23 protein-coding genes are annotated in these 23,875 nt (G+C 39.7%); 12 read left to right on the top strand and 11 right to left on the bottom strand.

The features are described from left to right. Window position 1 precedes the first annotated feature (1 nt). From hslO to LT090_RS00465, 3 genes are all read left to right on the top strand, one after another. Window positions 2-868 (top strand): Hsp33 family molecular chaperone HslO, encoded by an 867-nt coding sequence (gene hslO, locus LT090_RS00475; protein ID WP_068546230.1) that lies wholly within the window; start codon window positions 2-4, stop codon window positions 866-868. 208 nt (window positions 869-1,076) lie between these two features. Next, entirely contained in the window at window positions 1,077-2,684 is a 1,608-nt protein-coding gene (pckA, locus tag LT090_RS00470) for a phosphoenolpyruvate carboxykinase (ATP) (RefSeq protein ID WP_068546231.1), read from the top strand. Between the two features lie 541 nt (window positions 2,685-3,225). Further along, on the top strand, window positions 3,226-3,504 hold the full coding sequence (locus LT090_RS00465; protein WP_157726620.1) for a hypothetical protein: 279 nt from the start codon (window positions 3,226-3,228) through the stop codon (window positions 3,502-3,504). Here LT090_RS00465 and envZ read toward each other — a convergent pair. From envZ to greB, 3 genes are all read right to left on the bottom strand, one after another. Beyond that, a complete protein-coding gene (envZ, locus tag LT090_RS00460) occupies window positions 3,496-4,788 on the bottom strand; it encodes a two-component system sensor histidine kinase EnvZ (protein WP_068546233.1) in 1,293 nt (430 codons plus the stop codon). The two genes, LT090_RS00465 and envZ, sit on opposite strands and share 9 nt — an antisense overlap. A gap of 17 nt (window positions 4,789-4,805) precedes the next feature. Further along, complete coding sequence (gene ompR / locus LT090_RS00455; RefSeq protein ID WP_068546234.1) at window positions 4,806-5,531, bottom strand: osmolarity response regulator transcription factor OmpR; 726 nt, start codon at window positions 5,529-5,531, stop codon at window positions 4,806-4,808. 137 nt (window positions 5,532-5,668) lie between these two features. Continuing rightward, complete coding sequence (gene greB / locus LT090_RS00450; RefSeq protein WP_068546235.1) at window positions 5,669-6,151, bottom strand: transcription elongation factor GreB; 483 nt, start codon at window positions 6,149-6,151, stop codon at window positions 5,669-5,671. Window positions 6,152-6,344: 193 nt separating this feature from the next. On the opposite strand from greB, the gene LT090_RS00445 reads away from it, so the two are divergent. From LT090_RS00445 to LT090_RS00430, 4 genes are all read left to right on the top strand, one after another. After that, window positions 6,345-8,681: a Tex family protein gene (locus tag LT090_RS00445; RefSeq protein ID WP_068546236.1), complete on the top strand. Its 2,337-nt coding sequence runs from the start codon at window positions 6,345-6,347 to the stop codon at window positions 8,679-8,681. Window positions 8,682-8,796: 115 nt separating this feature from the next. Continuing rightward, complete coding sequence (locus tag LT090_RS00440) at window positions 8,797-9,933, top strand: glycerate kinase (RefSeq protein WP_068546237.1); 1,137 nt, start codon at window positions 8,797-8,799, stop codon at window positions 9,931-9,933. Between the two features lie 110 nt (window positions 9,934-10,043). Next, window positions 10,044-10,622: an NADPH-dependent FMN reductase gene (locus LT090_RS00435; RefSeq protein ID WP_068546238.1), complete on the top strand. Its 579-nt coding sequence runs from the start codon at window positions 10,044-10,046 to the stop codon at window positions 10,620-10,622. A 96-nt stretch (window positions 10,623-10,718) separates the two neighbouring features. Beyond that, window positions 10,719-11,135 (top strand): BlaI/MecI/CopY family transcriptional regulator, encoded by a 417-nt coding sequence (locus LT090_RS00430; RefSeq protein ID WP_068546239.1) that lies wholly within the window; start codon window positions 10,719-10,721, stop codon window positions 11,133-11,135. Window positions 11,136-11,170: 35 nt separating this feature from the next. On the opposite strand, the gene LT090_RS17225 is transcribed toward LT090_RS00430, so the two are convergent. Further along, window positions 11,171-11,698: a prepilin-type N-terminal cleavage/methylation domain-containing protein gene (locus LT090_RS17225; RefSeq protein WP_068546240.1), complete on the bottom strand. Its 528-nt coding sequence runs from the start codon at window positions 11,696-11,698 to the stop codon at window positions 11,171-11,173. A gap of 178 nt (window positions 11,699-11,876) precedes the next feature. Between LT090_RS17225 and rluF the strand changes: the two genes are divergently transcribed. Next, the gene (rluF, locus tag LT090_RS00420; RefSeq protein ID WP_068546241.1) at window positions 11,877-12,752 is read left to right on the top strand and encodes a 23S rRNA pseudouridine(2604) synthase RluF; all 876 of its coding nucleotides are present in this window, start codon (window positions 11,877-11,879) and stop codon (window positions 12,750-12,752) included. 86 nt (window positions 12,753-12,838) lie between these two features. Here rluF and LT090_RS00415 read toward each other — a convergent pair whose 3' ends face one another. The 3 genes from LT090_RS00415 to LT090_RS00405 form a co-directional block, all read right to left on the bottom strand. Next, complete coding sequence (locus LT090_RS00415) at window positions 12,839-14,116, bottom strand: amidohydrolase family protein (RefSeq protein WP_068546242.1); 1,278 nt, start codon at window positions 14,114-14,116, stop codon at window positions 12,839-12,841. Next, window positions 14,113-15,534: an amidohydrolase family protein gene (locus LT090_RS00410; RefSeq protein ID WP_068546243.1), complete on the bottom strand. Its 1,422-nt coding sequence runs from the start codon at window positions 15,532-15,534 to the stop codon at window positions 14,113-14,115. The genes LT090_RS00415 and LT090_RS00410 overlap by 4 nt, the downstream gene beginning before the upstream one ends. A gap of 93 nt (window positions 15,535-15,627) precedes the next feature. Beyond that, the gene (locus tag LT090_RS00405; RefSeq protein WP_068546244.1) at window positions 15,628-16,122 is read right to left on the bottom strand and encodes a hypothetical protein; all 495 of its coding nucleotides are present in this window, start codon (window positions 16,120-16,122) and stop codon (window positions 15,628-15,630) included. Window positions 16,123-16,241: 119 nt separating this feature from the next. On the opposite strand from LT090_RS00405, the gene ubiD reads away from it, so the two are divergent. Then, window positions 16,242-17,723: a 4-hydroxy-3-polyprenylbenzoate decarboxylase gene (ubiD, locus tag LT090_RS00400; RefSeq protein WP_068546245.1), complete on the top strand. Its 1,482-nt coding sequence runs from the start codon at window positions 16,242-16,244 to the stop codon at window positions 17,721-17,723. 12 nt (window positions 17,724-17,735) lie between these two features. Beyond that, window positions 17,736-18,431, top strand: a complete 696-nt coding sequence (fre, locus tag LT090_RS00395; protein WP_068546246.1) for an NAD(P)H-flavin reductase — start codon at window positions 17,736-17,738, stop codon at window positions 18,429-18,431. Window positions 18,432-18,528: 97 nt separating this feature from the next. Here fre and LT090_RS00390 read toward each other — a convergent pair whose 3' ends face one another. The 4 genes from LT090_RS00390 to LT090_RS00375 form a co-directional block, all read right to left on the bottom strand. Then, window positions 18,529-19,302, bottom strand: a complete 774-nt coding sequence (locus LT090_RS00390) for a hypothetical protein (RefSeq protein WP_068546247.1) — start codon at window positions 19,300-19,302, stop codon at window positions 18,529-18,531. 304 nt (window positions 19,303-19,606) lie between these two features. Continuing rightward, on the bottom strand, window positions 19,607-20,905 hold the full coding sequence (locus LT090_RS00385) for a hypothetical protein (protein WP_226996506.1): 1,299 nt from the start codon (window positions 20,903-20,905) through the stop codon (window positions 19,607-19,609). Continuing rightward, on the bottom strand, window positions 20,889-21,431 hold the full coding sequence (locus LT090_RS00380; protein ID WP_068546248.1) for a c-type cytochrome: 543 nt from the start codon (window positions 21,429-21,431) through the stop codon (window positions 20,889-20,891). Before LT090_RS00380 ends, LT090_RS00385 begins: the two co-directional genes overlap by 17 nt. Window positions 21,432-21,580: 149 nt before the next feature. Next, window positions 21,581-21,880, bottom strand: a complete 300-nt coding sequence (locus LT090_RS00375; RefSeq protein ID WP_089153015.1) for a c-type cytochrome — start codon at window positions 21,878-21,880, stop codon at window positions 21,581-21,583. Between the two features lie 206 nt (window positions 21,881-22,086). Between LT090_RS00375 and LT090_RS00370 the strand changes: the two genes are divergently transcribed. Together LT090_RS00370 and LT090_RS00365 are read left to right on the top strand one after the other, a co-directional pair. Continuing rightward, window positions 22,087-23,538: a protein adenylyltransferase SelO gene (locus LT090_RS00370; protein WP_068546250.1), complete on the top strand. Its 1,452-nt coding sequence runs from the start codon at window positions 22,087-22,089 to the stop codon at window positions 23,536-23,538. 37 nt (window positions 23,539-23,575) lie between these two features. Continuing rightward, on the top strand, window positions 23,576-23,869 hold the full coding sequence (locus tag LT090_RS00365; protein ID WP_070795854.1) for a DUF3630 family protein: 294 nt from the start codon (window positions 23,576-23,578) through the stop codon (window positions 23,867-23,869). The last annotated feature ends 6 nt before the right edge of the window (window positions 23,870-23,875 follow it).

Here is a 23,875-nt window from a genome sequence, read left to right as displayed (position 1 = left end):
CGTGACCACTAGCAGCGATGTTTTAAACCGATACCTTTTTGAAGGCTTACATGCTCGAGGCGAATTAGTTCAGCTTGATCAAAGCTATAAACAAATTATCAGCAATCATAATTACCCAGCAGCGGTAAGCCAACTTCTTGGGGAATTGATGGCCGCCACTTGCTTGTTAACAGCAACATTGAAATTTGAGGGTGAAATTTCGGTACAACTTCAAGGTGATGGTCCAGTCAAATATGCAGTTATTAACGGTGATCATCAACAACAAATGCGCGGTGTTGCCAAAATAGACGGAGAATTAACTGGAGATTCTTTAAACAACCTTCTTGGCAAAGCGAATATGATTATTACTATAATCCCTGATAAAGGTGAACGTTATCAAGGTATCGTAGCACTAGAAGGTGATTCTTTGTCGCAATGTCTGGAACATTACTTTAGCACTTCAGAACAACTTGATACCAAAATCTGGTTATTCGCTGATGCTGAGCAGGCTAAAGCTGGTGGTAGTTTGCTACAAGTTGTTCCCGACTCTGACGATAAAGAACAACAACTCAACGATTTTGATCATATCAGTCAATTAACTTCGACAATTAAAGCCGAAGAGTTATTCAATCTTGATGCAAACGACCTACTATATCGTTTATACCATGCAGAGAAAGTAATGATGTTTGAGCCACAGCCAGTGAGCTTTGTTTGTGGCTGTAGCGAAGACAAGTGTTTATCTGCAATTGCCAATCTAGGAGTTGACGGCATTAAAGAGCATCTAAGTGAGCATCAAGCTTTCAATATGACTTGTGATTTTTGCCTTACTCAATACCGTTTTGACGAAGCGACTTTATCACCTTTGTTAACACCGAAAGCCCAACATTAATTTGTTATTAAGGGATAATTTCTCGTTGATTTAACAACGATTTTTTATCCCTGATTGGTTCAATTCTGTAACCCTTATGAAAGTTAATGTAAAAACTTTCATAACATACCACTTTTTACTTTTAATTTTGCAACAATTTCGTTACTATTCACCAAATTAACCTTGACCATAGAGTATTAACTCTAATCACATCCCGGAGCTTGTGAAAATGACTACTGCGAAAACTATCAACTTGTCGCAATATGGTATTAGTGACACAACTGAGATTGTTTACAATCCTTCATACGACCTTCTGTTTGCAGAAGAAACCAAAGCCGGTCTATCTGGTTTTGAAAAAGGTACCGTAACTGAACTAGGTGCAGTGTCTGTTGATACAGGTATTTTTACCGGCCGTTCTCCAAAAGATAAGTATATCGTTCGCGATGATACTTCACGTGATACCGTGTGGTGGTCAGATCAAGGTAAAAACGATAACAAACCAATGACTCCTGAAACATGGGATCACATTAAAGGTTTAGTGACAGAGCAGTTATCAGGCAAACGTTTATTTGTTGTTGATACATTCTGTGGTGCAAATGAAGACACTCGTCTTAAAGTGCGCTTTATTACTGAAGTAGCATGGCAAGCACATTTCGTTAAGAACATGTTTATCCGTCCAACAGACGCTGAACTTGACTCATACGAACCTGATTTCGTGGTAATGAACGGTGCTAAAACTAACAACCAGAATTGGCAGGAACACGGCTTAAATTCTGAGAATTTCGTGGCTTTCAACTTAACTGAAAAAATGCAGTTAATTGGTGGTACTTGGTACGGCGGCGAAATGAAAAAAGGTATGTTCTCAATGATGAACTACCTATTACCTCTTAAGGGTATCGCGTCAATGCACTGTAGCGCTAACGTTGGTAAAGACGGCGATACTGCAGTATTCTTTGGTTTATCCGGTACTGGTAAAACAACACTTTCTACGGATCCTAAGCGTGAGTTAATTGGTGACGATGAGCATGGTTGGGATGACAATGGTATCTTCAACTTTGAAGGTGGCTGTTACGCTAAAACAATTAACCTTAGCAAAGAAAACGAACCTGACATCTATAATGCGATTCGCCGTGATGCATTATTAGAAAACGTTGTGGTTGGAGAAGATGGCGTAATTGATTTCGATAGCAACGCCAAGACTGAGAATACTCGCGTTTCTTACCCTATCCACCACATTGACAATATTGTTAAGCCAGTATCACGTGCAGGCCACGCAAAGAAAGTTATTTTCTTAACTGCTGATGCATTCGGTGTTTTACCACCTGTTGCTAAATTAACGCCAGCACAAACTGAGTACTACTTCTTATCAGGTTTTACTGCGAAACTAGCAGGTACAGAGCGTGGCATCACTGAGCCAACGCCTACTTTCTCTAGCTGTTTTGGTGCGGCATTCCTAAGCCTTCACCCAACTAAATACGCTGAAGTATTAGTTAAACGTATGACTGACGCTGGCGCAGAAGCATACTTAGTAAATACTGGTTGGAATGGAACTGGCAAGCGTATCTCAATTAAAGATACACGCGGTATTATCGATGCCATCTTAGACGGTTCAATTGATAATGCAGAAGTACATACCTTACCAATGTTTAACTTAAGTGTGCCAACAGCACTTCCAGGTGTTGATTCAAACATTCTTGACCCACGCGATACATACGGTGATGCGTCAGAATGGAACAACAAGGCTGAAGACTTAGCTAAACGTTTCGTAAATAACTTTGAGAAATTTACAGATAACGACCACGGTGCAGGGTTAGTTGCTGCAGGTCCATCGTTATAACTTTATAACGACAGTTAACTGCCAACGCAGAAAAAACAAAATCCAAGAGCATGCTCTTGGATTTTTTTGCCTACACGGAAGTAGGTATGTCGCGGCTTCAGAGACGAAGAAGAGCGACGCCTACACGGAAGTAGGTATGTCGCGGCTTCAGGGACGACAGCTCTTTCACATCCATGTGATCACTGCATTAATATGTCCTTATACGTCAAGAAGAGCGACGCCAACAGGATGCTGGGTATGCCAAAACTACAGGGAGTAATAGTTTTAGCTCTACTTAAAATTTGTCATTTAAAAGTGGAAAAATTAGTATTTGATCCTAAACTTTAAAGTCCTTTTAGTTTTTAGGAGTACTGTTGAACTATCTGGCAATTGCCAAAGGAACTTTATATTCACATCCACACCATCGCGTTAATATAAATCACGAATGGAAGTTAATTCGACAACATAAACAATGACTGTAACCATACTTAACCAGAATGTCGCTCTAACAAGAAATCTGTTTTTCTCATTGCAGAGATACCGATTGCTTTGGTTTATCCTTTTGTTAACTATTGTTTTAGATTATGTGTCGACATTAAACTTTATGATCAATGGTTCAATCGCTTTAGAAGCGAACAAAATCATTCGCTTTTTAGCTTATGAGTTTGGTATTTTTCAAGGCGTAATGATCGGTAAAGCATTACAAATTGTGTCGGCGATTGGATTTTGTGCCTTATCACGAGAACTTTCTAGAGCGGTTTTATTTTTAATTATTGGTTTAAATTGTTTTGCTGTTTTTGTAAATATTTTCTATTCACCAAGTATACTTCTATTAATTTAATGGTAACTCTACCCGAGCATTCACCCCTCCCTCTACTCGGTTCTTTAAACTGATATTACCGCCATGTGCATCAACAATACGTTTTACAATAGCCAAGCCTAAACCACTACCTACCGCACCGCGAGCAGTATCACCTTGAGTAAATGGTTCAAATAATCGTTCTATATCATCTTCAGCAATGCCCGGTCCATTATCAGCCACAGTAAAAAAAGCGACATTAGCTTTTTTATCGATACCAGAACGAATACTTATATCTGTATTAGCATACTTAAACGCATTCTGAATCAAATTCGCTAAAACTCTCTTCATTGCCGGAACGACTAAAGGAATATCATCAAGTGGTACCAATTTAAGATCAATTTGCTTATCGTCAATTGCTTCAACATTAACGACTTCCTCAATCATCGCATTTAGGTCCGCTGGTTGTGACTTTTCCATCATGTCTTGGCGAATATAGTCGATAAACTGATCAATAATGGAATTCATATCGTCTATGTCATTTTCGATTCCGGCTTTGAGATAATCTTCATCCTCTGACATCATTTCACTGGCTAAACGAATGCGGGTTAACGGCGTACGTAAATCATGACTGATACCGGCCATTAATAAACTGCGATCGGCTTCAAGCTGTTTAATGCCTTTAGACATATGATTAAACGCCCGTGTTACCGCGACAATTTCCGTGGAGCCCTGCTCGGTTAATGGATCAGGAATCTTGCCTTTACCGACATCAATTGCTGATTTTTGTAGTGCTTTAAGTGGACGGTTTAACTGCCTTACAAATAACCAACCACCGGCGACACTAAGCACGCCAATAAGTACTAGGTAGAAAATAAGTGGATAAAAGCTTGCGTCATCCAAGCCGTGTAAAGGAATTTTCACCCATAGATTCGGTGCCTGAGGCGGCCTTATCCAAAACAGATATTCATCACCTTGAGAAATACGAACTTCTGCTTCACCTTCGAGCAGTTCACCCATTTGCATGGATAAGTATGGATAGTAATCAGCGTCAGCTAAGCCGAGAATAAGAGCATCTTCTTGACGATATACACCAATGCCAGTTTCTTTGTGAAAAGCCTCTGCCATTTGCGGACTAAACTTTGCGTTGCCACCGTCAATAAACACGACTTTGACTTGCTTAGCTAATAGCTGATTAATTTGTTCTAGGTTTGGTTTGATTACATAAATTGCCACAGATAAATAAGACACAACCTGATTAATCAGTAATAAAAAACCGATTAACAATACTGTTTGGCCAAACGCACTGCGTGGCAATATCTTCATTATCTATTCAACAGCGGTTAGGCGTGGTTTTGCCCATCTGGCACAAAGACGTAACCTAAACCCCAAACCGTTTGTATGTATCTCGGATTAGCAGGGTCTTGTTCAAGCATGCGTCTTAAACGAGAGACTTGCACATCAATTGAGCGTTCTAATGCTGAATAATCTCGACCTCTGGCCAGGTTCATCAGTTTGTCTCTCGATAACGGCTCTCTTGGGTGAGTAATCAAAGATTTTAATACCGCAAACTCACCACTGGTAAGTGGCATCACTAAGTCGCCTTTGCGCATTTCGCGGGTACCAAGATTTAATGAAAATTCACCAAACTCAATAACTTCTTCGCTCTGTGCAGGCGCACCTGGTGCTTCTTGGGTTTTACGTCTTAATACAGCTTTTACTCGTGCTAACAATTCACGTGGGTTAAACGGCTTCGGCATATAATCATCGGCGCCTAATTCGAGACCAATGATTCGGTCAACTTCATCGCCTTTAGCCGTTAACATAATAATAGGAATTTCATTCTCTACTTGGCGTAAACGACGGCAAATAGATAAACCATCTTCACCTGGCAACATCAAATCAAGAACAAGCAGATGAAAATTCTCACGTTCAAGTAACCTATCCATTTGTTCCGAATTAGCCGCACTGCGTACAACAAATCCTTGTTCAACTAAATAGCGCTCTAACAATGAACGTAAGCGCATATCATCATCGACCACTAAAATTTTCGGCGTTTCCTGACCCATATTAAGCCTCAGTAATAATTTAAACTTCTTTGACTATAAACACTTAGCATTAAATGCAAAAGCGCTTTGTTTATTTTTTCTAAATTAGTTTGTTACAAGTTATGAATGATAGTCGCCCCTTTAACAATCCTCAATATTTAGTCTGGTCGTTTATAAGAAATCGCCACCACATCAAAAACTCGTTCACCTTCTGGCGTTTTCACTACAACTTCATCATCAACCCGTTTACCTATAAGTGCTCGTGCCATTGGTGAATCAATACTAATTTCACCTTTTTTGACATCCCATTCATCGGGGCCTACCAAGCGATAGCACACAGTATTATCGTCTTCGTCAATTAATGTTGCCCAGGCGCCGAAAAAGACTTTGCCTTCTTGCTGTTTTTCTGGGTATACAATGGTTAAATCCTCAAGACGCTTTAAAAGAAAGCGAACTCGACGGTCAATCTCACGTAAGCGTTTTTTGCCGTATATGTATTCTGCATTTTCGCTTCGATCGCCTTGCGCTGCAGCTTCAGATACAGAACGAGTGATCCTTGGCCGTTCATCTTTCCACAAATATTTAAGCTCATCATCAAGAACTTGGTAGCCTTCACGGGTAATATAATTTGATCTTGCCATTAATTCATTTCAACTATTTTGCTAGTAACACTTTGCTATAACTTTTTATCAATACTTTTCATAAAAAAAGCACTTTTTAGTCACGGGCGGTATATAATCGACATCATAGTAAATTTGTTGCCTAATTAATATAATTATACCTTTCAAAGGTAGCAGGCCAACACTCGTTCAGTTAAACCAGGATTATTGTTTAATGTTAAATATTAGCAAACTTATCGCCGTCGAAATTAATGTACAAGAAAGTCAAATCAACTCGGCGATAACGTTACTTGATGATGGCGCTACTGTGCCGTTTATTGCTCGATACAGAAAAGAAGCAACAAACGGTTTAGATGATAATCATTTGCGACACCTTGAACAAAGATTGAATTATTTGCGAGAGCTTCTCGACAGAAAGCGTATTGTTTTAAAAAACATCGACGAGCAAGGCAAACTTTCCCCTGCATTGAAGCAACAAATAGATAGTGTCGATAATAAAACTGAATTAGAAGATTTATATTTACCTTACCGACCTAAGCGCAGAACCAAAGGACAAATTGCCATTAAAGCTGGCATTGAACCACTAGCAGATTTATTGTTTTCAGATTTATCTGTCAATCCAGACAATGCAGCAACTCAATACATCAATGTTGAACACGGGTTTACTGACGAAAAGCTCGTGCTTGAAGGAGCCTGCTTTATCTTAATGGAGCGTTTTAGTGAAGACGCGACATTACTACAAAAATTAAGAAAATTAATCTTAAGACAGGCACATTTAACGGCGAAACTAGTTAAAGGTCAGGAAAAATCAGGAAGTAAATTTAAAGATTACTTCGAACACAGCGAAAAGTTAGCTAAGGTTCCTTCGCATCGAGCATTGGCAATGCTAAGAGGCCGTAACGAAGGCATTTTACAATTACAACTCGATGTCGATCCTGGCATGGATAAAAATTCTGAGTCTAGTGCCCAACAACTGATCCGCGATCATTATCATTTACGCATATCAAATCAAGCTGCTGCCCCTTGGCTAGACAAAGTCATTCGTTTAGCATGGCGCTCTAAATTATCGGTTTCTTTGACCACGGAATTACTTGGCGCATTGCGTGAACGTGCCGAGCTTGAAGCGATTAAAGTATTTGCGGACAACTTAAAAGATTTATTAATGGCAGCCCCTGGCGGCGCTAAAATTACCATGGGTATCGATCCTGGTATCAGAACTGGTTGTAAGATAGCCATCGTCGATAGCACCTCAAAACTGCTATACACCTCCACAATATTTCCTCATGAGCCGCAAAAGCATTGGGACAAGTCGATAAGAACCATAGTTAATTTAGTCAAGCAACATAAAGTAGAGCTAATCGCTATCGGTAATGGCACTGGCTCTCGTGAAACCGACAAGCTGTGCGCCGAAGCAATCGCTTCAATTGAATCCAATAAACCACAAAAAGTCATCGTTTCAGAAGCTGGTGCGAGTATTTATTCGGCGTCAGAATTTGCAGCCAACGAGTTTCCAGAATTAGACGTGTCACTTCGTGGTGCAGTATCTATTGCTCGTCGTTTGCAAGACCCTCTTGCCGAATTAGTAAAGATTGAACCAAAAGCCATTGGTGTAGGCCAATACCAACATGATGTTAGTCAAAGTCAGCTAAGTCAGACTCTTGATGGTGTTGTCGAAGACTGTGTAAATGCGGTCGGGGTCGACCTAAACAGTGCGTCGATACCATTGCTTACACGAGTCGCCGGTTTAAATAAAACCATGGCACAAAACATAGTTAAATTTAGGGAATCAAATGGCCGTTTTGACAAACGTGCGCAACTAAAAAAAGTTGAACGTATTGGCCCAAAGGCGTTTGAGCAAGCAGCAGGTTTCTTAAGAATTCAAAATGGTAGTAATCCACTAGATAATTGTGGCGTGCATCCTGAAAGTTATCAACTTGTTGAAGATATGGCGACGAGTTGTAGTCAACAATTAATTGATATGATTGGTAATGGTCAGCTGCTAAAAGCGATAAATGCCAATGATTTTGTCGATGATAAATTCGGATTACCAACCATCAAAGACATTATTGAAGAATTAGAGAAACCAGGTAGAGACCCTCGCCCAGACTTTAAAACCGCACAGTTTAAAGAAGGTATAAACAAGATTACCGATTTAGAGCTGAATATGATCTTAGAAGGTGTCATTTCTAACGTCACTAAATTCGGTGCTTTTGTAGATATTGGTGTTCATCAAGATGGTTTAGTACATATTTCATCACTAACTGATAAGTTTGTCAGCGACCCGCGTGAAATAGTTAAAGCTGGTGATATTGTCAAAGTCAAAGTGCTTGAAGTTGATGCTAACCGTAAGCGAATTGCGTTAACCATGCGCCTAGATGAAAAGGCAAATGGCAATAACACAAAGCCGCAAAATAAAGCCAAGAATACAACTAGCTCGAGTACTAAACAGCATGACAAACATAGAAATCAGCAACGCAATAAAACACAACCAGCGAATAGCTTAATGGGAAATGCCTTTGCTGATGCGTTTGCAAAAGCAAAAAACAAGTAAAAATAACCACTTATAGATAAAAAACTGTAAAAGGCTCAGAAAAACGTCTATCTTTTAAATTAATATCTTAGAAGACGTTAATTAATTTAGTTTTGCTTAATAAGGAAGTGGCACTTTGAACATTGTAATTGCACCAGATTCTTTCAAGGAAAGTTTATCCGCCATTGAGGTGGCGCGGGCTATAGAAAAAGGTCTTATTTCTGTTTTTACTAACGCAAATATTACCAATATTCCTATGGCTGATGGTGGTGAAGGCACAGTTCAAACATTAGTCGATGCGACTGACGGTGAGCTAATAAGTGTGCAAGTATCAGGACCATTAAAGAAGCCAGTTGAAGCGTTTTATGGCCTCATTGGCGATCAGACGACTGCCGTAATCGAAATGGCAGCGGCCTCTGGTTTGCATCACACTGCCACTGATCAACGTGATGCAAAGCTTACTTGTAGCTTTGGTACCGGCGAATTAATCAACCATGCATTAAACCAAAACGTCAGTGAAATCATTATTGGCCTTGGCGGCAGCGCTACCAATGATGGCGGTGCAGGAATGCTATCAGCGTTAGGGGCGAAACTTTTAGATAAAGACGGACAACTAATCAAAAGTGGTGGCGCTGCGCTAAAACATTTAGATAGCATCGATACGACTAACCTTAATCCCAAACTTGCCAATGTAACGATCACCGTTGCCTGTGATGTCGATAACCCACTGTGCGGAAACAAAGGGGCAAGTGCTGTATTTGGTCCGCAAAAAGGTGCAAATGCAGCAGATGTCATCGAACTTGATCTTTGTTTAAAAAATCTAGGTAATAAGTTAAAAGAAATTTGTGCCACAGATGTCGCACAAGTAAATGGTAGTGGCGCGGCTGGCGGCATGGGTGCAAGTTTATTAGCACTTGATGCGCAGCTATTACCCGGCGTTGACATCATCATTGATAAGCTTAATTTGGTCGATTCAGTTAAAGGTGCAGATTTAGTGATCACTGGTGAAGGTCGTATCGATAGCCAAACCATTCATGGTAAGACACCGATTGGTGTTGCCAAAGTAGCTAAACAGTTTGATGTACCTGTAATCGCTATCGCAGGCTGTGTTAGTGATGATTACCATGTTGTCTTGGACCACGGAATTGACGCGGTATTTCCAATCATTTCACAGCTCTCAACTTTAGAACAACTACTAGCAAATGCAGCGCCAAACCTTGAGCGTACGGCAATTAATATCGCAAATACACTCAAACTACAAAGAAACACTTAAATCATTGAAATACTTGTATAAATAAAATATTCATCGCTAATACTGGTAAACTTGGTTGAATCAAACTATGTTATAAATCAGACCTTTTGAATCGATTAAAAGTAGTGATAATGAGTAATATTTTAGCATTTTCAGGCAGCGCCAGAGACGGTTCGTTCAACCAACAGTTAGTCTCTATCGCCGCTCGCGGAGCACAAGCTGCCGGTAGTGACGTCACGGTAATAAATTTAAAAGATTATCCGATGCCTATCTTTTGCCAAGATCTTGAAAAGCAACACGGAATGCCAGAAAACGCGGCAAAATTTAAGCAGCTTTTAACTGAACACCAAGGTTTTTTGATCGCTTCTCCAGAATACAATAGTGGTTACACTGCGCTATTAAAAAATGCCTTAGATTGGGCTTCGCGTGCAACCACACCGGATGAAGTACCACTGAGTGCCTTTAAAAATAAATTCGTAACTATTATGTCTGCATCGCCTGGTGCCCTAGGTGGCATGCGCGGCTTAATGGCTTTGCGAATGTTATTGGCAAATATGCAAATGACCGTTACACCAAATCAATTAGCGATAGGACAAGCTTTTTCGGCATTTAGTCAGGGTCGTTTATCTGATGGTATAAAACATGACCAAGCACGCGATCTTGGCGCAGAATTACATAACTTATTAGAAAAAATACACCCTAAAGATTAACCGCAGCACTATTTATTAGAGCAAGTTGTATCTGTTTAAAAAACGTACTAACCTTAAAGCTATTCATAATAATACTAATAGATGTAAAGACCGAATATGCCTAGTAAAAAACCGCACAAAGAATCTGATAACGAGTTAAATAACACGCAATTAAGAAAACCTACCGAAGCTGAATTATCATTATTAACCACAATTTGGAAGCTAGGACCATCGACGGTCCGTCAGATACACACATTGCTTAATGAAAAACAAAATATTGGCTACACTACGGTTTTAAAAATACTGCAAATTATGTTTGAGAAAGGTTTAGTGCAACGTGATGAAAGCCAACGAGCTCACGTCTATTCTGCGCTTCATAGCCCTGACATTACACAACAGCATTTAGTTGGTGACCTTATAGAAAAGGTATTTGCCGGAAATTCTAAAGATTTAATTTTGCAGGCGATTAAATCAATTACTTGTAAAGCTGAATTGGCGGATATTGAACAGGCTATTGTTCAAGCTAAAGGCTAGCCCTTACCTGCCAGCATTGCTAACAACCGTCAGTCCTAACAACCGTCAGTAATTAGTGAATACTCAGGTTTGCCACCGTTGCTTTGAGCTTGTTTATATTTAAAGCTACAGCCATCGTCAATTACATCACCGTCGCCATCAAAGTCATAACCTAAATAAGTGTCGTGTATACCATCTTGTTGTTCAATTATTTCACTACTTAAATTGATTTGCTTTAATAGGTCGGCATTATCCAAATAATACCAAATCAAGCGAATATCTGGCTCACTTAAGTCACCTTGACGAATCACGAAATCACCGTCTCCATCCATATCAATATCAGTAAATCGGCCACCACGAGAGGTTACTACTGAATAACTTGGTACTTTGGACTTGGCAAATAATAGATCATTGGCTGATTTGATACTGGTTTGAACTTGGCGAATAACACTGATTCTGGCATCGGCTTGGATATTAATAAATTTAGGTAAAGCAATAACTGCTAACACAGCAAGAATGACGACTATTACCACCAATTCTATTAAGGTAAAACCCTTGCCGTGCGATTTTTTATTTATATTCATAGCCACTACTACCAACGAATAAACGTTACCTAAAATACTAACTTTACTGGAAGTATATTTAGTACAAACTGTTAATTTGATTATACCTATGAATTAATTTTTGTCATTTTAAAGATTATCTGTCAATTTTAAGCGATAATTAGCACAAATATTTTGTCTATTGTTATGGAAATCAACATTGAACACTCAAAGCGGTAAGCGTTTAAATAAATTTATTAGTGAATCTGGCCATTGCTCTCGCCGTGAAGCAGACAAGCTGATAGAACAAGGTGTTGTAACAATAAACGGTAAAAAGCCTGAACTCGGCACCAAAGTTTTGCCGGGTGACCTAGTAAAGGTTTCGGGTAAAGCGATTGGTGCTATGCCTGAGAATAAATCCGATAGAATATACATAGCCTACAACAAACCGATTGGCATTACCTGCACCACTGAGCGAAATGTCCGTGGCAATATTATTGACGCCATCGGTCATAAACAGCGTATTTTTCCTATTGGTAGATTAGACAAACCTTCTGAAGGGTTAATATTTTTAACCAGTGATGGTGACATCGTTAATAAAATCCTTCGCGCTGAAAATGCCCACGATAAAGAATATGTGGTTACTGTCGACAAACCGATCAGTGAGCGTTTTGTTGAACGAATGTCACGGGGCGTACCAATTTTAGGAACCATAACCAAGCCATGTAAAGTATCTGTAGTGAGTAAATTTGTGTTCAAAATAGTACTAACCCAAGGCTTAAATCGCCAGATCCGCCGCATGTGTGAATATCTTGGTTATGAAGTGAAAAAACTAAAACGAAATCGAATCATGTCGGTTTCACTAGGTAATTTAAAGCCAGGGCAATGGCGTAATTTGAATGCCAAAGAAATGGCTGAAATTACCGCCGCTGTAGCAGGTTCACGTAAGACAGCAGTAGCAGGCACCGTTAAAGCAACACAGAAAATTGATAAACACACAAACAAGGTTGATCCATGGGACCAAAGCCGCCTTAAAAGTGATGCTGATAAAACCCAATCAGAACGACCAAAAGGTAAGTTATCTTTAAAGAAATAAGCTGAACATGGTGAAAAATAATTGATAAAAAAGGCGCTAGATATAATTATCTAGCGCCTTTATTTTTACTGTCATAAAAAAATATATTATGGACGAGTATATTGTTGCGGTTTTTCTTTATCGATCTTCAGGTAACGGTCACGCAACTTCGTTTGACGAGACTCTAATGGCACTTCATCACCATTAATAATAACGTTAGTCGGTGATACTGTTACTTCTAGAGGATCACCACTCCATACTACGATATCCGCCTTCATGCCTGGCTTAAGGCTACCGTATTGATCATCAATACCGTATATTTTTGCTGGCACTGTGGTTAATGCTTCTAAGCCAGCTTGCCACGGTAAGCCATTGGCAACAGCATTACCTGTATGCTGTGGCGCTAAACGAATATTGTGAGTGTTCATGCCTATCGCGACAGGAACGCCAGCTTCGTGCAAACGACCTGCATTTGCTAACGTTGCACCGTTATTATCAAAACTTGAAGGTAAGTTTGACTCTGGATTAAGAATAACCTCAAACCCTGCTTTAGCAATTTCATCAGCTACTCGCCAAGCTTCTGTTGCGCCAACTAAAGTGATATTCAAACGCGGGAAGTTTTTAGTCATATGAATAATACGACGAATATCTACCGCACGATGCACTTCAACCAACAGAGGAATATCACCTTTTATAACAGGGATAAGCGCCTTCACGTTTTCTTTAGATAAAGTACCACTCCATTCAGTTTGTGGAGTGAAGTCAATTCGTTGAGCATAAATGGCTTCGTTTAATGCCGTGCGGAAATTAAACCACATTGCTGCACGACTTTCACCGCTATGATGTGCACCACGCGCCGACAAATCGACAACCATAAACGCACGTTTTTTGGTCACAGGTTCATCGTTATCACCTAAAGTGATCATTGCACCACGACCTTTAAACATTGAGTCGCTGCCATAAAGTGACGTTGCCGCACTGGTGATACCTTCAATACGAGTGATATTGCGTAAAGTGCTGTCCGGTGTAACAGCTAAGGTTGCATCTAAAGCTGCATTAAGATCAGATTTTGCCTGTGCATCAACAATACCTGCCCATGAACCTACTTCGACCAGACCAAGTGATGTGAATGCGCCGATAAAACCAGGCGTAACAACCTTACCTTTCGCATCAATTACACGGTAACTATTATCAGTCGAAATTTCTTGGCCGATAATTTTAGTGATCACACCATTTTCTACTAGAACCGTTGCATTTTCTATTACGCCACGTTTAGTCATGGTATGCACTGTGCCGCCAATAATTGCCAGTTTTTCTGCATTTGCAACGCCACTTACCGACAGTGCCGTTATTGTTGCTAAAGCGGTTAATGTTAATTTGCTCATTTTTGATCTCCTTCAGCAACTTGTCCTAACTCGTAATCACTTACCGGCCATGTTTCAGGGCTGTTCATATCGAACGCTAAACCACCGTCAATAAATACTTTTTCCGCATGTGAATAAGTTGAGAATGGATCCGCTGTCCATAAAACAACATCCGCATTTTTGCCAGTTTCAATTGAACCTGTTTGCTCAAAGATACCTAGTGATTTCGCAGCGTTAGATGTTAACCATGTCCATGCTTGTGCTTTCGAGATATCAACACCTGCATTGACACCATCAGCCCAAGCTTTTGCCGCCTCTTGGTTTAAACGTTGAATACCTGTTGCGCTGTCGGAGTGAACAATAGCACATGCTTTAGCCTGTTCAACAAAAGCAACGTTTTCACGAATACCGTCATACGCTTCCATTTTGAAGCCCCACCAATCTGCCCACATCGCTGAACAAATATTATTTTCGGCTAAACGATCGGCAATCTTATATGCTTCAACGGCGTGTTGGAACGAAGTGATTTGATAATCAAACTCTTTCATCAGGTCCATCATTGTGCCCATATCGTCGGCACGGTAACAATGCATATGTACTAAAATTTCACCGTCAAGAACACCAGCTAAGGTCTCTTTATTCAGATCACGCTTCGGCGCTTTCGCATCTTTACCCGCTTCATAATCAGCTTTATATTTGGCCCATGATTCTTGATATGCCTTCGCATCTATCCAAGCTTGACGATAACCAGCTACGTTACCCATACGGGTCATAGGGCCACCTTTTTTACCATAAACACGTTTAGGGTTTTCACCACAAGCCATTTTCAAGCCGTATGGTGCATCAGGGAATTTCATGTCTTGAATGACACGACCGGGAAGGTTTTTAACAGTCACTGAGCGACCACCGACTAGGTTTGCTGAGCCTGGAAGCACTTGTAATGTTGTTACACCACCTGCTAATGCGCGTCTAAAACCAGGATCTTGTGGCCAGATTGAATGCTCTGCCCAAACCGCTGCGGTTACAGGCTTAGTCATTTCATTGCCATCGGCATGTGAACCAGTACCTGGACTTGGGTAGACACCTAAGTGACTGTGCACGTCGATAATACCTGGTGTTAACCACTTTCCTTTGCCATCGATTACCTTCGCACCAGCGGCGTCAAGGTTATTACCAATGGCTTTTATTTTTCCTTCTGCGAGCAATACTGATGTATTTTCAGTAATACCGCCGATACCATCAACTAAGGTTACATTGGTAATTAAAGTAGGTAGTGAAGCTAATGCTTTGTAGGTACTAGGGTATGGATTTTTGTCAATTTCAACGAAAGGTGCCTGTTCTTTATCAGCGCTCTCTGCTTTATCACTTTCGCAAGCAACTAATGTTGCCATCGATAAAACAGATAAACCGCCAAACAGAACTTTATTTATGTTTTTCATAGTTTAAGTCACTTATTTTACGTGTTTTATATTTTGCATTAATGCTAGCACCACTATCTACTAAAGTCATGGTAACTTATCGTGAAAAAGTCGTTAATCAACTCTACGGTAGATGCCATCAAAAAGTGTTTGCCATGTTTTGCCATCATCACTTGATTGCTGCCATATTTGACTTACTTTGTCCGCGGTTAACGCTCGCCAAGTGATGCGCTGTATACTTACTTGACCTTTATCGTTTGTCAGCTGGCCTTCTAGCACCATTGCGCCAGCTTTAAAAGAGCCCTCTAAAAGTAACAACATTCCTGAATTATCCGTCCATGTTTGATGCCAAATATCACGTGTCTTGTCATATATATTTAAGCTTTTACCTTGATAGCCTGTCGGCGTTGAATACTCTTCAAAAATGACACAATCATCAATTATTTTAGTAATTTTACTTTGACTAACATTATTGTTGGTTGGATTGGTGACTTGCCAATTGCCGAGCCAAAAATCAAATTGCTTATAGGCGTTATCCGCGCATAGAGTCGCAGCAGAAACGGGTGCCATAAACGACATCAGCAGGCTAAAAATAACGACTAATTTCATCTTTTGATCCTAACTTTTTATTTAATTTTATCTATTTAGCCTAAGTGCTGCCTTTAAATAATTCAAATTCACTGCCAGTACAGGTACAATGACGGCAAATAAAATTCTTGAAAGACCATATGAAATATAAGGATCTACGCGATTTTATCGACCAGTTAGAAGAAATTGGTCAATTAAAGCGTATTAAACAACCAATCTCGACCAATCTAGCGATGACCGAAATTAGCGATCGCACTCTGCGTGCTGAAGGTCCTGCGTTATTATTCGAAAATCCTGAAGGTTATGACATGCCAGTGTTAACCAATTTATTTGGAACACCGGATCGCGTGGCATTAGCAATGGGACAAAAAGACGTTTCTGAACTTAGAGAAGTTGGCAAGTTATTGGCGATGTTAAAAGAGCCGGAGCCACCAAAAGGTTTCAAAGATGCTTTTGAAAAAATCCCAGTATTTAAACAAGTTTTAAATATGCCAACCAAACGCCTAAAGAAAGCACCTTGTCAGGAAATCGTTATTACTGGTGACGATGTTGATTTAACTAAGCTACCAATCCAAACCTGTTGGCCAGGTGATGCTGCGCCGTTAATCACCTGGGGATTAACGGTCACTCGCGGCCCTGAAAAAGAACGACAAAATTTAGGTATCTATCGCCAACAATTACTTGGCAAAAATAAGATCATCATGCGTTGGTTATCACATCGTGGCGGTGCACTAGATTTTCAAGAATTTAAGAACAAGTTTCCTGGTGAAAAGTATCCAGTATCTGTTGCCCTTGGCGCTGATCCAGTAACAATTTTAGGTGCGGTAACTCCTGTACCTGACTCTCTATCTGAGTATGCTTTTGCCGGTTTATTACGTGGCAGTAAAACCGAAGTTGTTAAGAGCATAAGTAACGATTTAGAAATTCCTGCCTCGGCAGAAATTATTATGGAAGGTTATTTAGACCCAGATGAAATGGCGCCTGAAGGACCTTATGGCGATCACACCGGTTACTACAATGAAGTTGATAACTTTCCAGTGATGACGGTAACGCACTTAACGATGCGCAAAGATCCAATTTATCACAGTACTTATACTGGCCGTCCACCAGATGAGCCAGCAATATTAGGTGTAGCGCTAAACGAAGTGTTTGTACCGATTATTCAAAAGCAATTTCCTGAAATTGTCGACTTCTACTTACCGCCAGAAGGGTGTTCTTACCGCATGGCTGTCGTTACTATGAAGAAACAATACCCAGGACATGCCAAGCGAGTAATGATGGGGGTTTGGTCGTTCTTACGCCAGTTCATGTATACCAAATTTGTCATTGTTTGTGATGATGATATTAATGCGCGAGATTGGAAAGATGTGATTTGGGCAATGACCACCAGAATGGACCCAGCACGCGACACTACTCTTGTTGAAAATACGCCAATTGACTACTTAGATTTTGCCTCACCAGTATCGGGCTTAGGCTCAAAAATGGGAATGGATGCAACCAATAAATGGCCAGGTGAAACTGATCGTGAATGGGGTACGCCGATGTCAATGACTGATGAAATTAAAGACTATGTTGATACTATCTGGGACGACTTAGATATTATCGACAGTAAAAGAAGATAGAAATAACGTTTTATGAATACTATTAATTGCCAAGTGCAATCACTTACAGCACTCACCGACAACGTATATCAAGTGCTATTAAAACCTGAAAAAATGGTTAAATTTGAAGCGGGTCAATACTTAAACTTTGTCATGGATGACGATGATAAACGTCCATTTTCAATCGCCTCTAGCCCTAACTGTGATCTTATTGAATTACAAATCGGCGCCTTTGGTGCAGACAGTTGGGCGATGCAAGTTATCGATAGAATCAAAGAGAGTGACACCGTAACAATTGAAATGCCGGGAGGGAATGCCCAGCTTAGAACTGAGAGTAAGCGCCCTATTATATTACTAGCTGGTGGCACTGGCTTTTCTTATATCAAATCTATTCTAACCGATTTAGTTAACCGCAATGTTAAACAACCTGTTGTTGTCTATTGGGGGTTAAGAGATCAATCAGCTGCATATCATATCGAACAGACTCATGCGTTAGTCAATCAACTTAATAATGGCCAGTTTCATCCGGTAGTTGAAAATGCAAAAAGTGACTGGCAAGGGCGAGTTGGCCGAGTTCATGAACCTTTATTGGACGATATAAATGAGCTTGCAGATTATGATATCTATATGGCTGGAAGGTTCGATATGGTTGGTTTTTTAAGAACCGAATTTGTCTCCAAAGGCGCAAATTTGGAGCACATGTATGCCGATGCGTTTGCCTATATCTAATGGTAAAATAGCAAGCAAGTTAACAATAAAAAAACAGAGCTTATCCGCTCTGTTTTTTCTGGATTAATATAAATTACTAGACTAATTTAATATGTTTTTATGGTGTTTCTTTTTGAATATCCCATAGGTAATCAGTATGGCTGGTGCAAGCCCGAACAAATTCCATCGCATGTTTGTTATCACCACCATCATAAATTTGTTTTAATATATTCTCTTGGCTCGCAAGAAGGTCATCATAATCTTCGGCGGTTAGTGTCAGTAAGCGACGATATTTTCCGCCAATAACATGAGATAACCAGCCCCACGAAGTTAGCTTACCTTTGCCTACATTTGCATTGTATATAGGCGCGAAATGGTTTTTAAAAATTTCGTCACTACTTTCTTCACCCATAAAGCTACATTCAAAATAAGTCGACAAGCCCGCATTACCTCGTGGCATATTTGTACCAACTGCACTACTACCTGTGACAGATTGCCAGATATAATCATCGTGTGTACTGCAACCTCGCGCTAAAGCATCAGGCTTATCACCTATTGCTTTAGACATTCTTTCACCGATAACCTTTTGTGCTTTCAAAAGTTGAGACACGCTATCACTTGTATGATAGAGAATACGACGCCAATTACCGCCAGTTTGATGAGCTAGCCAGCCCCAACTATTAATAGTACCGTCTTTGACTGCACCATCATAAAAAGGTGAATATACTTTGTCGATAAGTTCATCAATGGTTTTTTCATTTTCTGTTTCGCAAACAAAATAGGTTGCATAACTAAAGGATTTTTTTGTCTCTTCTGCGTTAGCGGAAAAAACGATAGTGATTGAGAAGACTACATTCAAAAGAATACTCAAAAGAACATTTAACAACTTCATGACTTGCCTCGTAGACTAAAACTTTGCTCTACTCAGATGGATATAGAAAGAGGTTAGTTTTAATAAATTTAGCCTAAGCATAGTTCATGAATGGGTATTAAACCGTTTTTATGCTTACATAAACGACAAAGTAAAAAATAATGACAATATTAAGAGATAACAAATAAAGAGTGAAAACTTAGAAATCACTAGAATTTAGTCTTTGCATAAATTTAGGCCAAGCTAAAACAAGCACAAAGACTAATTCCATTATTAGATAGGTTTGACTGAAATACTGATGTTTGGAACATGCCGGATTAATACGTTAACGTACCAACATCATAGATGCACTTTTAGGGTTTGCTAAAAGATCTGCAAAAATCTGCCAACGTTTTTCAATGTTATCTCCCGCTCGAGATTCGACGTAATTATTAACAATATCCTGACCTAAATTGTAGTTAATTACATAGGCACGATAGCGTTCAAAAAAGCTTACTCGTTGATTTGAACGACTCTCAGTACTGAGAGAATATTTCATTAAAAAGGCAACTGCTTCAGCTCGATTGATTTCGCCATCTAAATAACGTTTTGCCGCAACATTTCCCGCATAAGAGAGTCTACCCAATACTTCTTGTATCTGATAATAAAGCTCAACTTTACTGGCATCAATGCCTGCTAATGGAAACAGTACATCTTTCTCAAACGCTAATCGCTGCTCATGGCTATAGGCAACATGGATACCGTAATTAGCACTCCCTTCCGCTAACAAAGATAAAGGTGAGTATAGGGGGTACACTGAATATTCTATCCAACCATTTTGATTAACCAGATGCTTTTCCATCAAGGAGTTAAAAACGTGGTGGCCAGGATAGCCTTCATGACTTGCTAAATCTATCGCTCTATCGATATAAATAGGTTGATCAGTATTCACTTGAATCAGACTAAAGCTTTTACCCTTATACCAATTGTACGCACTCCATGGTTGGTTATTTACATATTCAACAGTAAAGTTTTCGTTTTCCGGTAACTCAATAAAGGCTTTAGTGCGAGTTCTTGATTCGGTAATGGCCGCGGTGAATACTGAGTCTAGTTTTTCAACTGGAATCACAAATTCCGATTTAAATTGTTCCATTCTAATGTTCAAGTCACCATCGCCTGGTAATAACTTATCTAAATCCGCTAATGCTCTATCAAAATCTTGTTCATTAAAATCGGGAGATTTAGCGTCATATAGGGCCATGGATTCTTCATCAAAGCTTAAATCAATACCATTTAGCTGATCGATAAATGCTTTCACCGAACGTGTTTGTACTAGCAGCATATCGGCTCGTAATTGTTGTGTTGATTCCGGTTCAGTTTCTTCGATGGCGACAATAAGCTGATCAGCCATCAATGCTAGCTTTGCTAAAGGCAGCTTTTCTGCTGAAGCTTGCCACTCTTGCGGCCCATAATAAGCGTCAATATAGTAGTCTTGATGTTTGCCCACCATCAGTGCGAGCTTTACATATTGTTCTGCTAAAGGATTTAAATCTGTTGTCTCAGTAATTTCGTCCATGGTGTGTTCCGAACATGAAATCATAGTAAAAGTTAATAATACAATTAATACTCTATTGAGTTTCAACATTAGTTTGCTCCTCTATGGGCAAGTGTATTCCGCTATCAAGATTGGCATAATATTTCGATAATTCAAGCATATCGTCTTCACTTAAGCGAGTTACCATACTTCGCATAATGGCGTCTTTACGACGACGATATTTAAAAGCGGCTAATTGTTTATATAAATATTGTTGATGCTGGCCGGCAAGATTTGGGTAAAAAGGCACTGGAGACTGGCCATTTTTGCCATGACATGGCGCACAAAAATCAATCAAAGTGGCTAAGTGTTTTTGTTTAGCTTTCAGCTTAGCCTCTTGCAAAGCTTGAATTTGCGCCTGCTCTTCAACATGAATCGCAGCCAAACGACTGGCTTCTTCTTTAGTTAATTGCGCTGCAGTTAATTGCGATGAAGTATCATCAATATTGGCTTCAACCTTCGTCTCAGTTTTCATCTTTATTTGGGTGTGTGATTCTGACTGTGCAACAGCTTTTTCTTCAGCCGCAGCGCTAGCAGTAACGAAACAGGCAATATAAAGTATAATTTGAGTCTTCATTAATGTTATTAAGTTCTAAATTTTGCTCGTGGTTTTATAGCTAAAAATACTGGAGAATATCAAAGAAAGTCTATTTCAGCCGACAAAAAACTTTCCCTAAAAAGCAAAAAAGCGCATTTGAAATGCGCTTTTTTAATAAATTTTTAAACTTACTTAAGACTTGCGTAGTAAGCAGATAAGTTGGCAATATCAGCATCTGTAAGTGGTATAGCCATACCAGCCATCACAGGGTCTTTACGAGTACCATTTTTAAAATCTTTAAGTTGCTTAACAAGGTACGCTTCTTTTTGGCCGGCTAGATTCGGGTACATTGGAATTGCAGAAACGCCGTTAGCACCGTGACAAGCAGCACATACTGCAGACTTTGCTTTACCAGCTTCTACGTCAGCTGCCATTGCAGGCGCTGCCATTGCTACCGCTGTAGCTAATACTAGAGTTAATTTTTTCATAGTGACTACTCTTATTGTTTGTTAATTAATTTTATTGCTTATTTGATTATATGGAAAAAAAATTAACCTGTCTGCGATTTTTTTCTAATTTGATCAATTAATCTACTGATTTGACGATGAAAATAGAGAATTAGCCTTATATTCTTTGTACAAAAGCAGGTATATTTCTTAAAATAGTAACCAACCAATCACTTTCGGAAGAAATTTTGAATTTTTCCCATAGCTATAGCCAATTAGGTAAAGAATTTTTTCAACGAGTATTGCCGACGCCGGTCACTGCTCCGCAATTGCTTCTATTTAATGATGAGTTAGCTCAGCAATTAGCTTTGAGCCCAGCGTTAATTAGTGACTCTAAGTTATTGGCGCAATACTTTTCTGGTAACTTATTGCCTGAGCAAGCGAATGCAATTGCGCTTACCTATGCGGGCCATCAATTTGGCGGGTTTAACCCGCAACTTGGCGATGGTAGAGCTCATTTACTAGGGGAATTAATAGATCAATCAGGTAGTCGCTTTGATGTCCAGCTGAAAGGCTCCGGTCAAACTCCCTACTCCCGTCAAGGTGACGGGCGTTGTCCATTAGGTCCGGCAATTCGAGAATTTATTATGAGTGAAGCGATGTTTCACTTAAACGTACCTACAACCCGTTGTTTAGCGGTTGTTGCCACCGGAGAGCCGGTTTATCGACAACAAACAAGTCCGGGAGCTGTCGTTACTCGAGTTGCAAGCAGTCACATTAGGGTCGGCACCTTTCAATATTTTTCCGCTCAAGGTGATCGAGAATCTTTGGAAAAATTAATCAACTATACAATTTCACGTCACTTTGATGACATTGCAGGTGATGATCCAGAGCGAGTGGTTAAATTTCTAAACAAGGTTATCGATAAACAAATTGATTTGATTATTGAATGGTTAAGAGTTGGCTTTATTCATGGTGTAATGAATACCGATAATACACTGATCAATGGGGAAACAATCGATTTTGGCCCTTGTGCAATGATGGGCACTTATCATCCCGGCACAGTATATAGTTCAATCGATAGCCAAGGGAGGTATGCATTTGGTAATCAAGCGCAAATTGCCAACTGGAATATGGCTCGCTTTGCCGAAACCCTGATTCCATTTATCGATAATGATCAAGAGCAAGCCATTTCATTAGTACAAGAGATAATCTATGGTTTTGTCGATCAATTTAATCAAAAATACCAACAGATGTTAGCGAGCAAGTTAGGCGTTAGAGACAACCATAAATTTGAACATCAAGTCGCTAAAGATATTTTACAAGCGATGCAGGAAAGAAGCTTAGATTACACAGTAACCTTTGTGCAGTTGGCGCAATCATTAACCGATAAAGATGTTGCAGATAAACTTCATGGTCAACTCGGAAAATGCTATCAACAATGGCGTGAGCAACTAAACATGCTAGCGATTGATGCTCAAAGCGCGCAACGGGTAATGCAACAAACTAACCCTTTGGTAATACCAAGAAATCATCATGTCGAACAAGTACTAGCGGAATGTGAAAACGGCAATATAGATGCCGCGATTAAGTTTATTCAGGTGTTAAAGTCACCTTATGAACAGCTCACTGATACCCATCTTTATCAAGATTTGCCTATTGATAATGATTCCGGCTACCGCACGTTTTGTGGAACCTAGTTTATTAAAACGATATTAGAAACTTAAATAAAAACTTATGCACACTATCGAACATATAGAACTAAACGAATCCATGCTCTTGATTACTTTTACCCCTTATTGGGATCAAGATGATATTGAAAAGCTAGCGCAAACTATTTTGTCGAAGATAGCCGATCATCAGCTGCTTGAAACAGTCATTGGTGCCGATCGACAATATTATCGTTTACGGTTAAACGAGGATTATTTAGTGCTTCATTTTGAAAGTTACAGTAACTCTTGTTGGTTAGAGGCGGAAGACCAGCTGCCGGTAACTTGTTTAACAACGATAAATAAAGAACTGAGCCTTTAATAGTGG

Origin of the sequence: Thalassotalea crassostreae (assembly GCF_001831495.1) — a bacterium.
Taxonomy (GTDB): Bacteria; Pseudomonadota; Gammaproteobacteria; order Enterobacterales; family Alteromonadaceae; genus Thalassotalea_A; species Thalassotalea_A crassostreae.
The sequence above is the reverse complement of the archived record's forward strand: the minus strand, read 5'-3'. Positions and strand labels throughout refer to the sequence as shown.

Excerpts from the sequence above, each read along its gene's own strand:
- greB (WP_068546235.1), bottom strand. The coding sequence starts at position 6,151 with ATGGCAAGATCAAATTATATTACCCGTGAAGGCTACCAAGTTCTTGAT.
- LT090_RS00375 (WP_089153015.1), bottom strand. The coding sequence starts at position 21,880 with ATGAAAAAATTAACTCTAGTATTAGCTACAGCGGTAGCAATGGCAGCG.
- LT090_RS00365 (WP_070795854.1), top strand. The coding sequence starts at position 23,576 with ATGCACACTATCGAACATATAGAACTAAACGAATCCATGCTCTTGATT.
- LT090_RS17225 (WP_068546240.1), bottom strand. The coding sequence starts at position 11,698 with ATGAATATAAATAAAAAATCGCACGGCAAGGGTTTTACCTTAATAGAA.
- envZ (WP_068546233.1), bottom strand. The coding sequence starts at position 4,788 with ATGAAGATATTGCCACGCAGTGCGTTTGGCCAAACAGTATTGTTAATC.
- LT090_RS00380 (WP_068546248.1), bottom strand. The coding sequence starts at position 21,431 with ATGAAGACTCAAATTATACTTTATATTGCCTGTTTCGTTACTGCTAGC.
- LT090_RS00390 (WP_068546247.1), bottom strand. The coding sequence starts at position 19,302 with ATGAAGTTGTTAAATGTTCTTTTGAGTATTCTTTTGAATGTAGTCTTC.
- LT090_RS00435 (WP_068546238.1), top strand. The coding sequence starts at position 10,044 with ATGAGTAATATTTTAGCATTTTCAGGCAGCGCCAGAGACGGTTCGTTC.
- ubiD (WP_068546245.1), top strand. The coding sequence starts at position 16,242 with ATGAAATATAAGGATCTACGCGATTTTATCGACCAGTTAGAAGAAATT.
- LT090_RS00430 (WP_068546239.1), top strand. The coding sequence starts at position 10,719 with ATGCCTAGTAAAAAACCGCACAAAGAATCTGATAACGAGTTAAATAAC.
- LT090_RS00405 (WP_068546244.1), bottom strand. The coding sequence starts at position 16,122 with ATGAAATTAGTCGTTATTTTTAGCCTGCTGATGTCGTTTATGGCACCC.
- LT090_RS00410 (WP_068546243.1), bottom strand. The coding sequence starts at position 15,534 with ATGAAAAACATAAATAAAGTTCTGTTTGGCGGTTTATCTGTTTTATCG.
- LT090_RS00415 (WP_068546242.1), bottom strand. The coding sequence starts at position 14,116 with ATGAGCAAATTAACATTAACCGCTTTAGCAACAATAACGGCACTGTCG.
- fre (WP_068546246.1), top strand. The coding sequence starts at position 17,736 with ATGAATACTATTAATTGCCAAGTGCAATCACTTACAGCACTCACCGAC.
- pckA (WP_068546231.1), top strand. The coding sequence starts at position 1,077 with ATGACTACTGCGAAAACTATCAACTTGTCGCAATATGGTATTAGTGAC.
- LT090_RS00385 (WP_226996506.1), bottom strand. The coding sequence starts at position 20,905 with ATGTTGAAACTCAATAGAGTATTAATTGTATTATTAACTTTTACTATG.
- ompR (WP_068546234.1), bottom strand. The coding sequence starts at position 5,531 with ATGGGTCAGGAAACGCCGAAAATTTTAGTGGTCGATGATGATATGCGC.
- LT090_RS00445 (WP_068546236.1), top strand. The coding sequence starts at position 6,345 with ATGTTAAATATTAGCAAACTTATCGCCGTCGAAATTAATGTACAAGAA.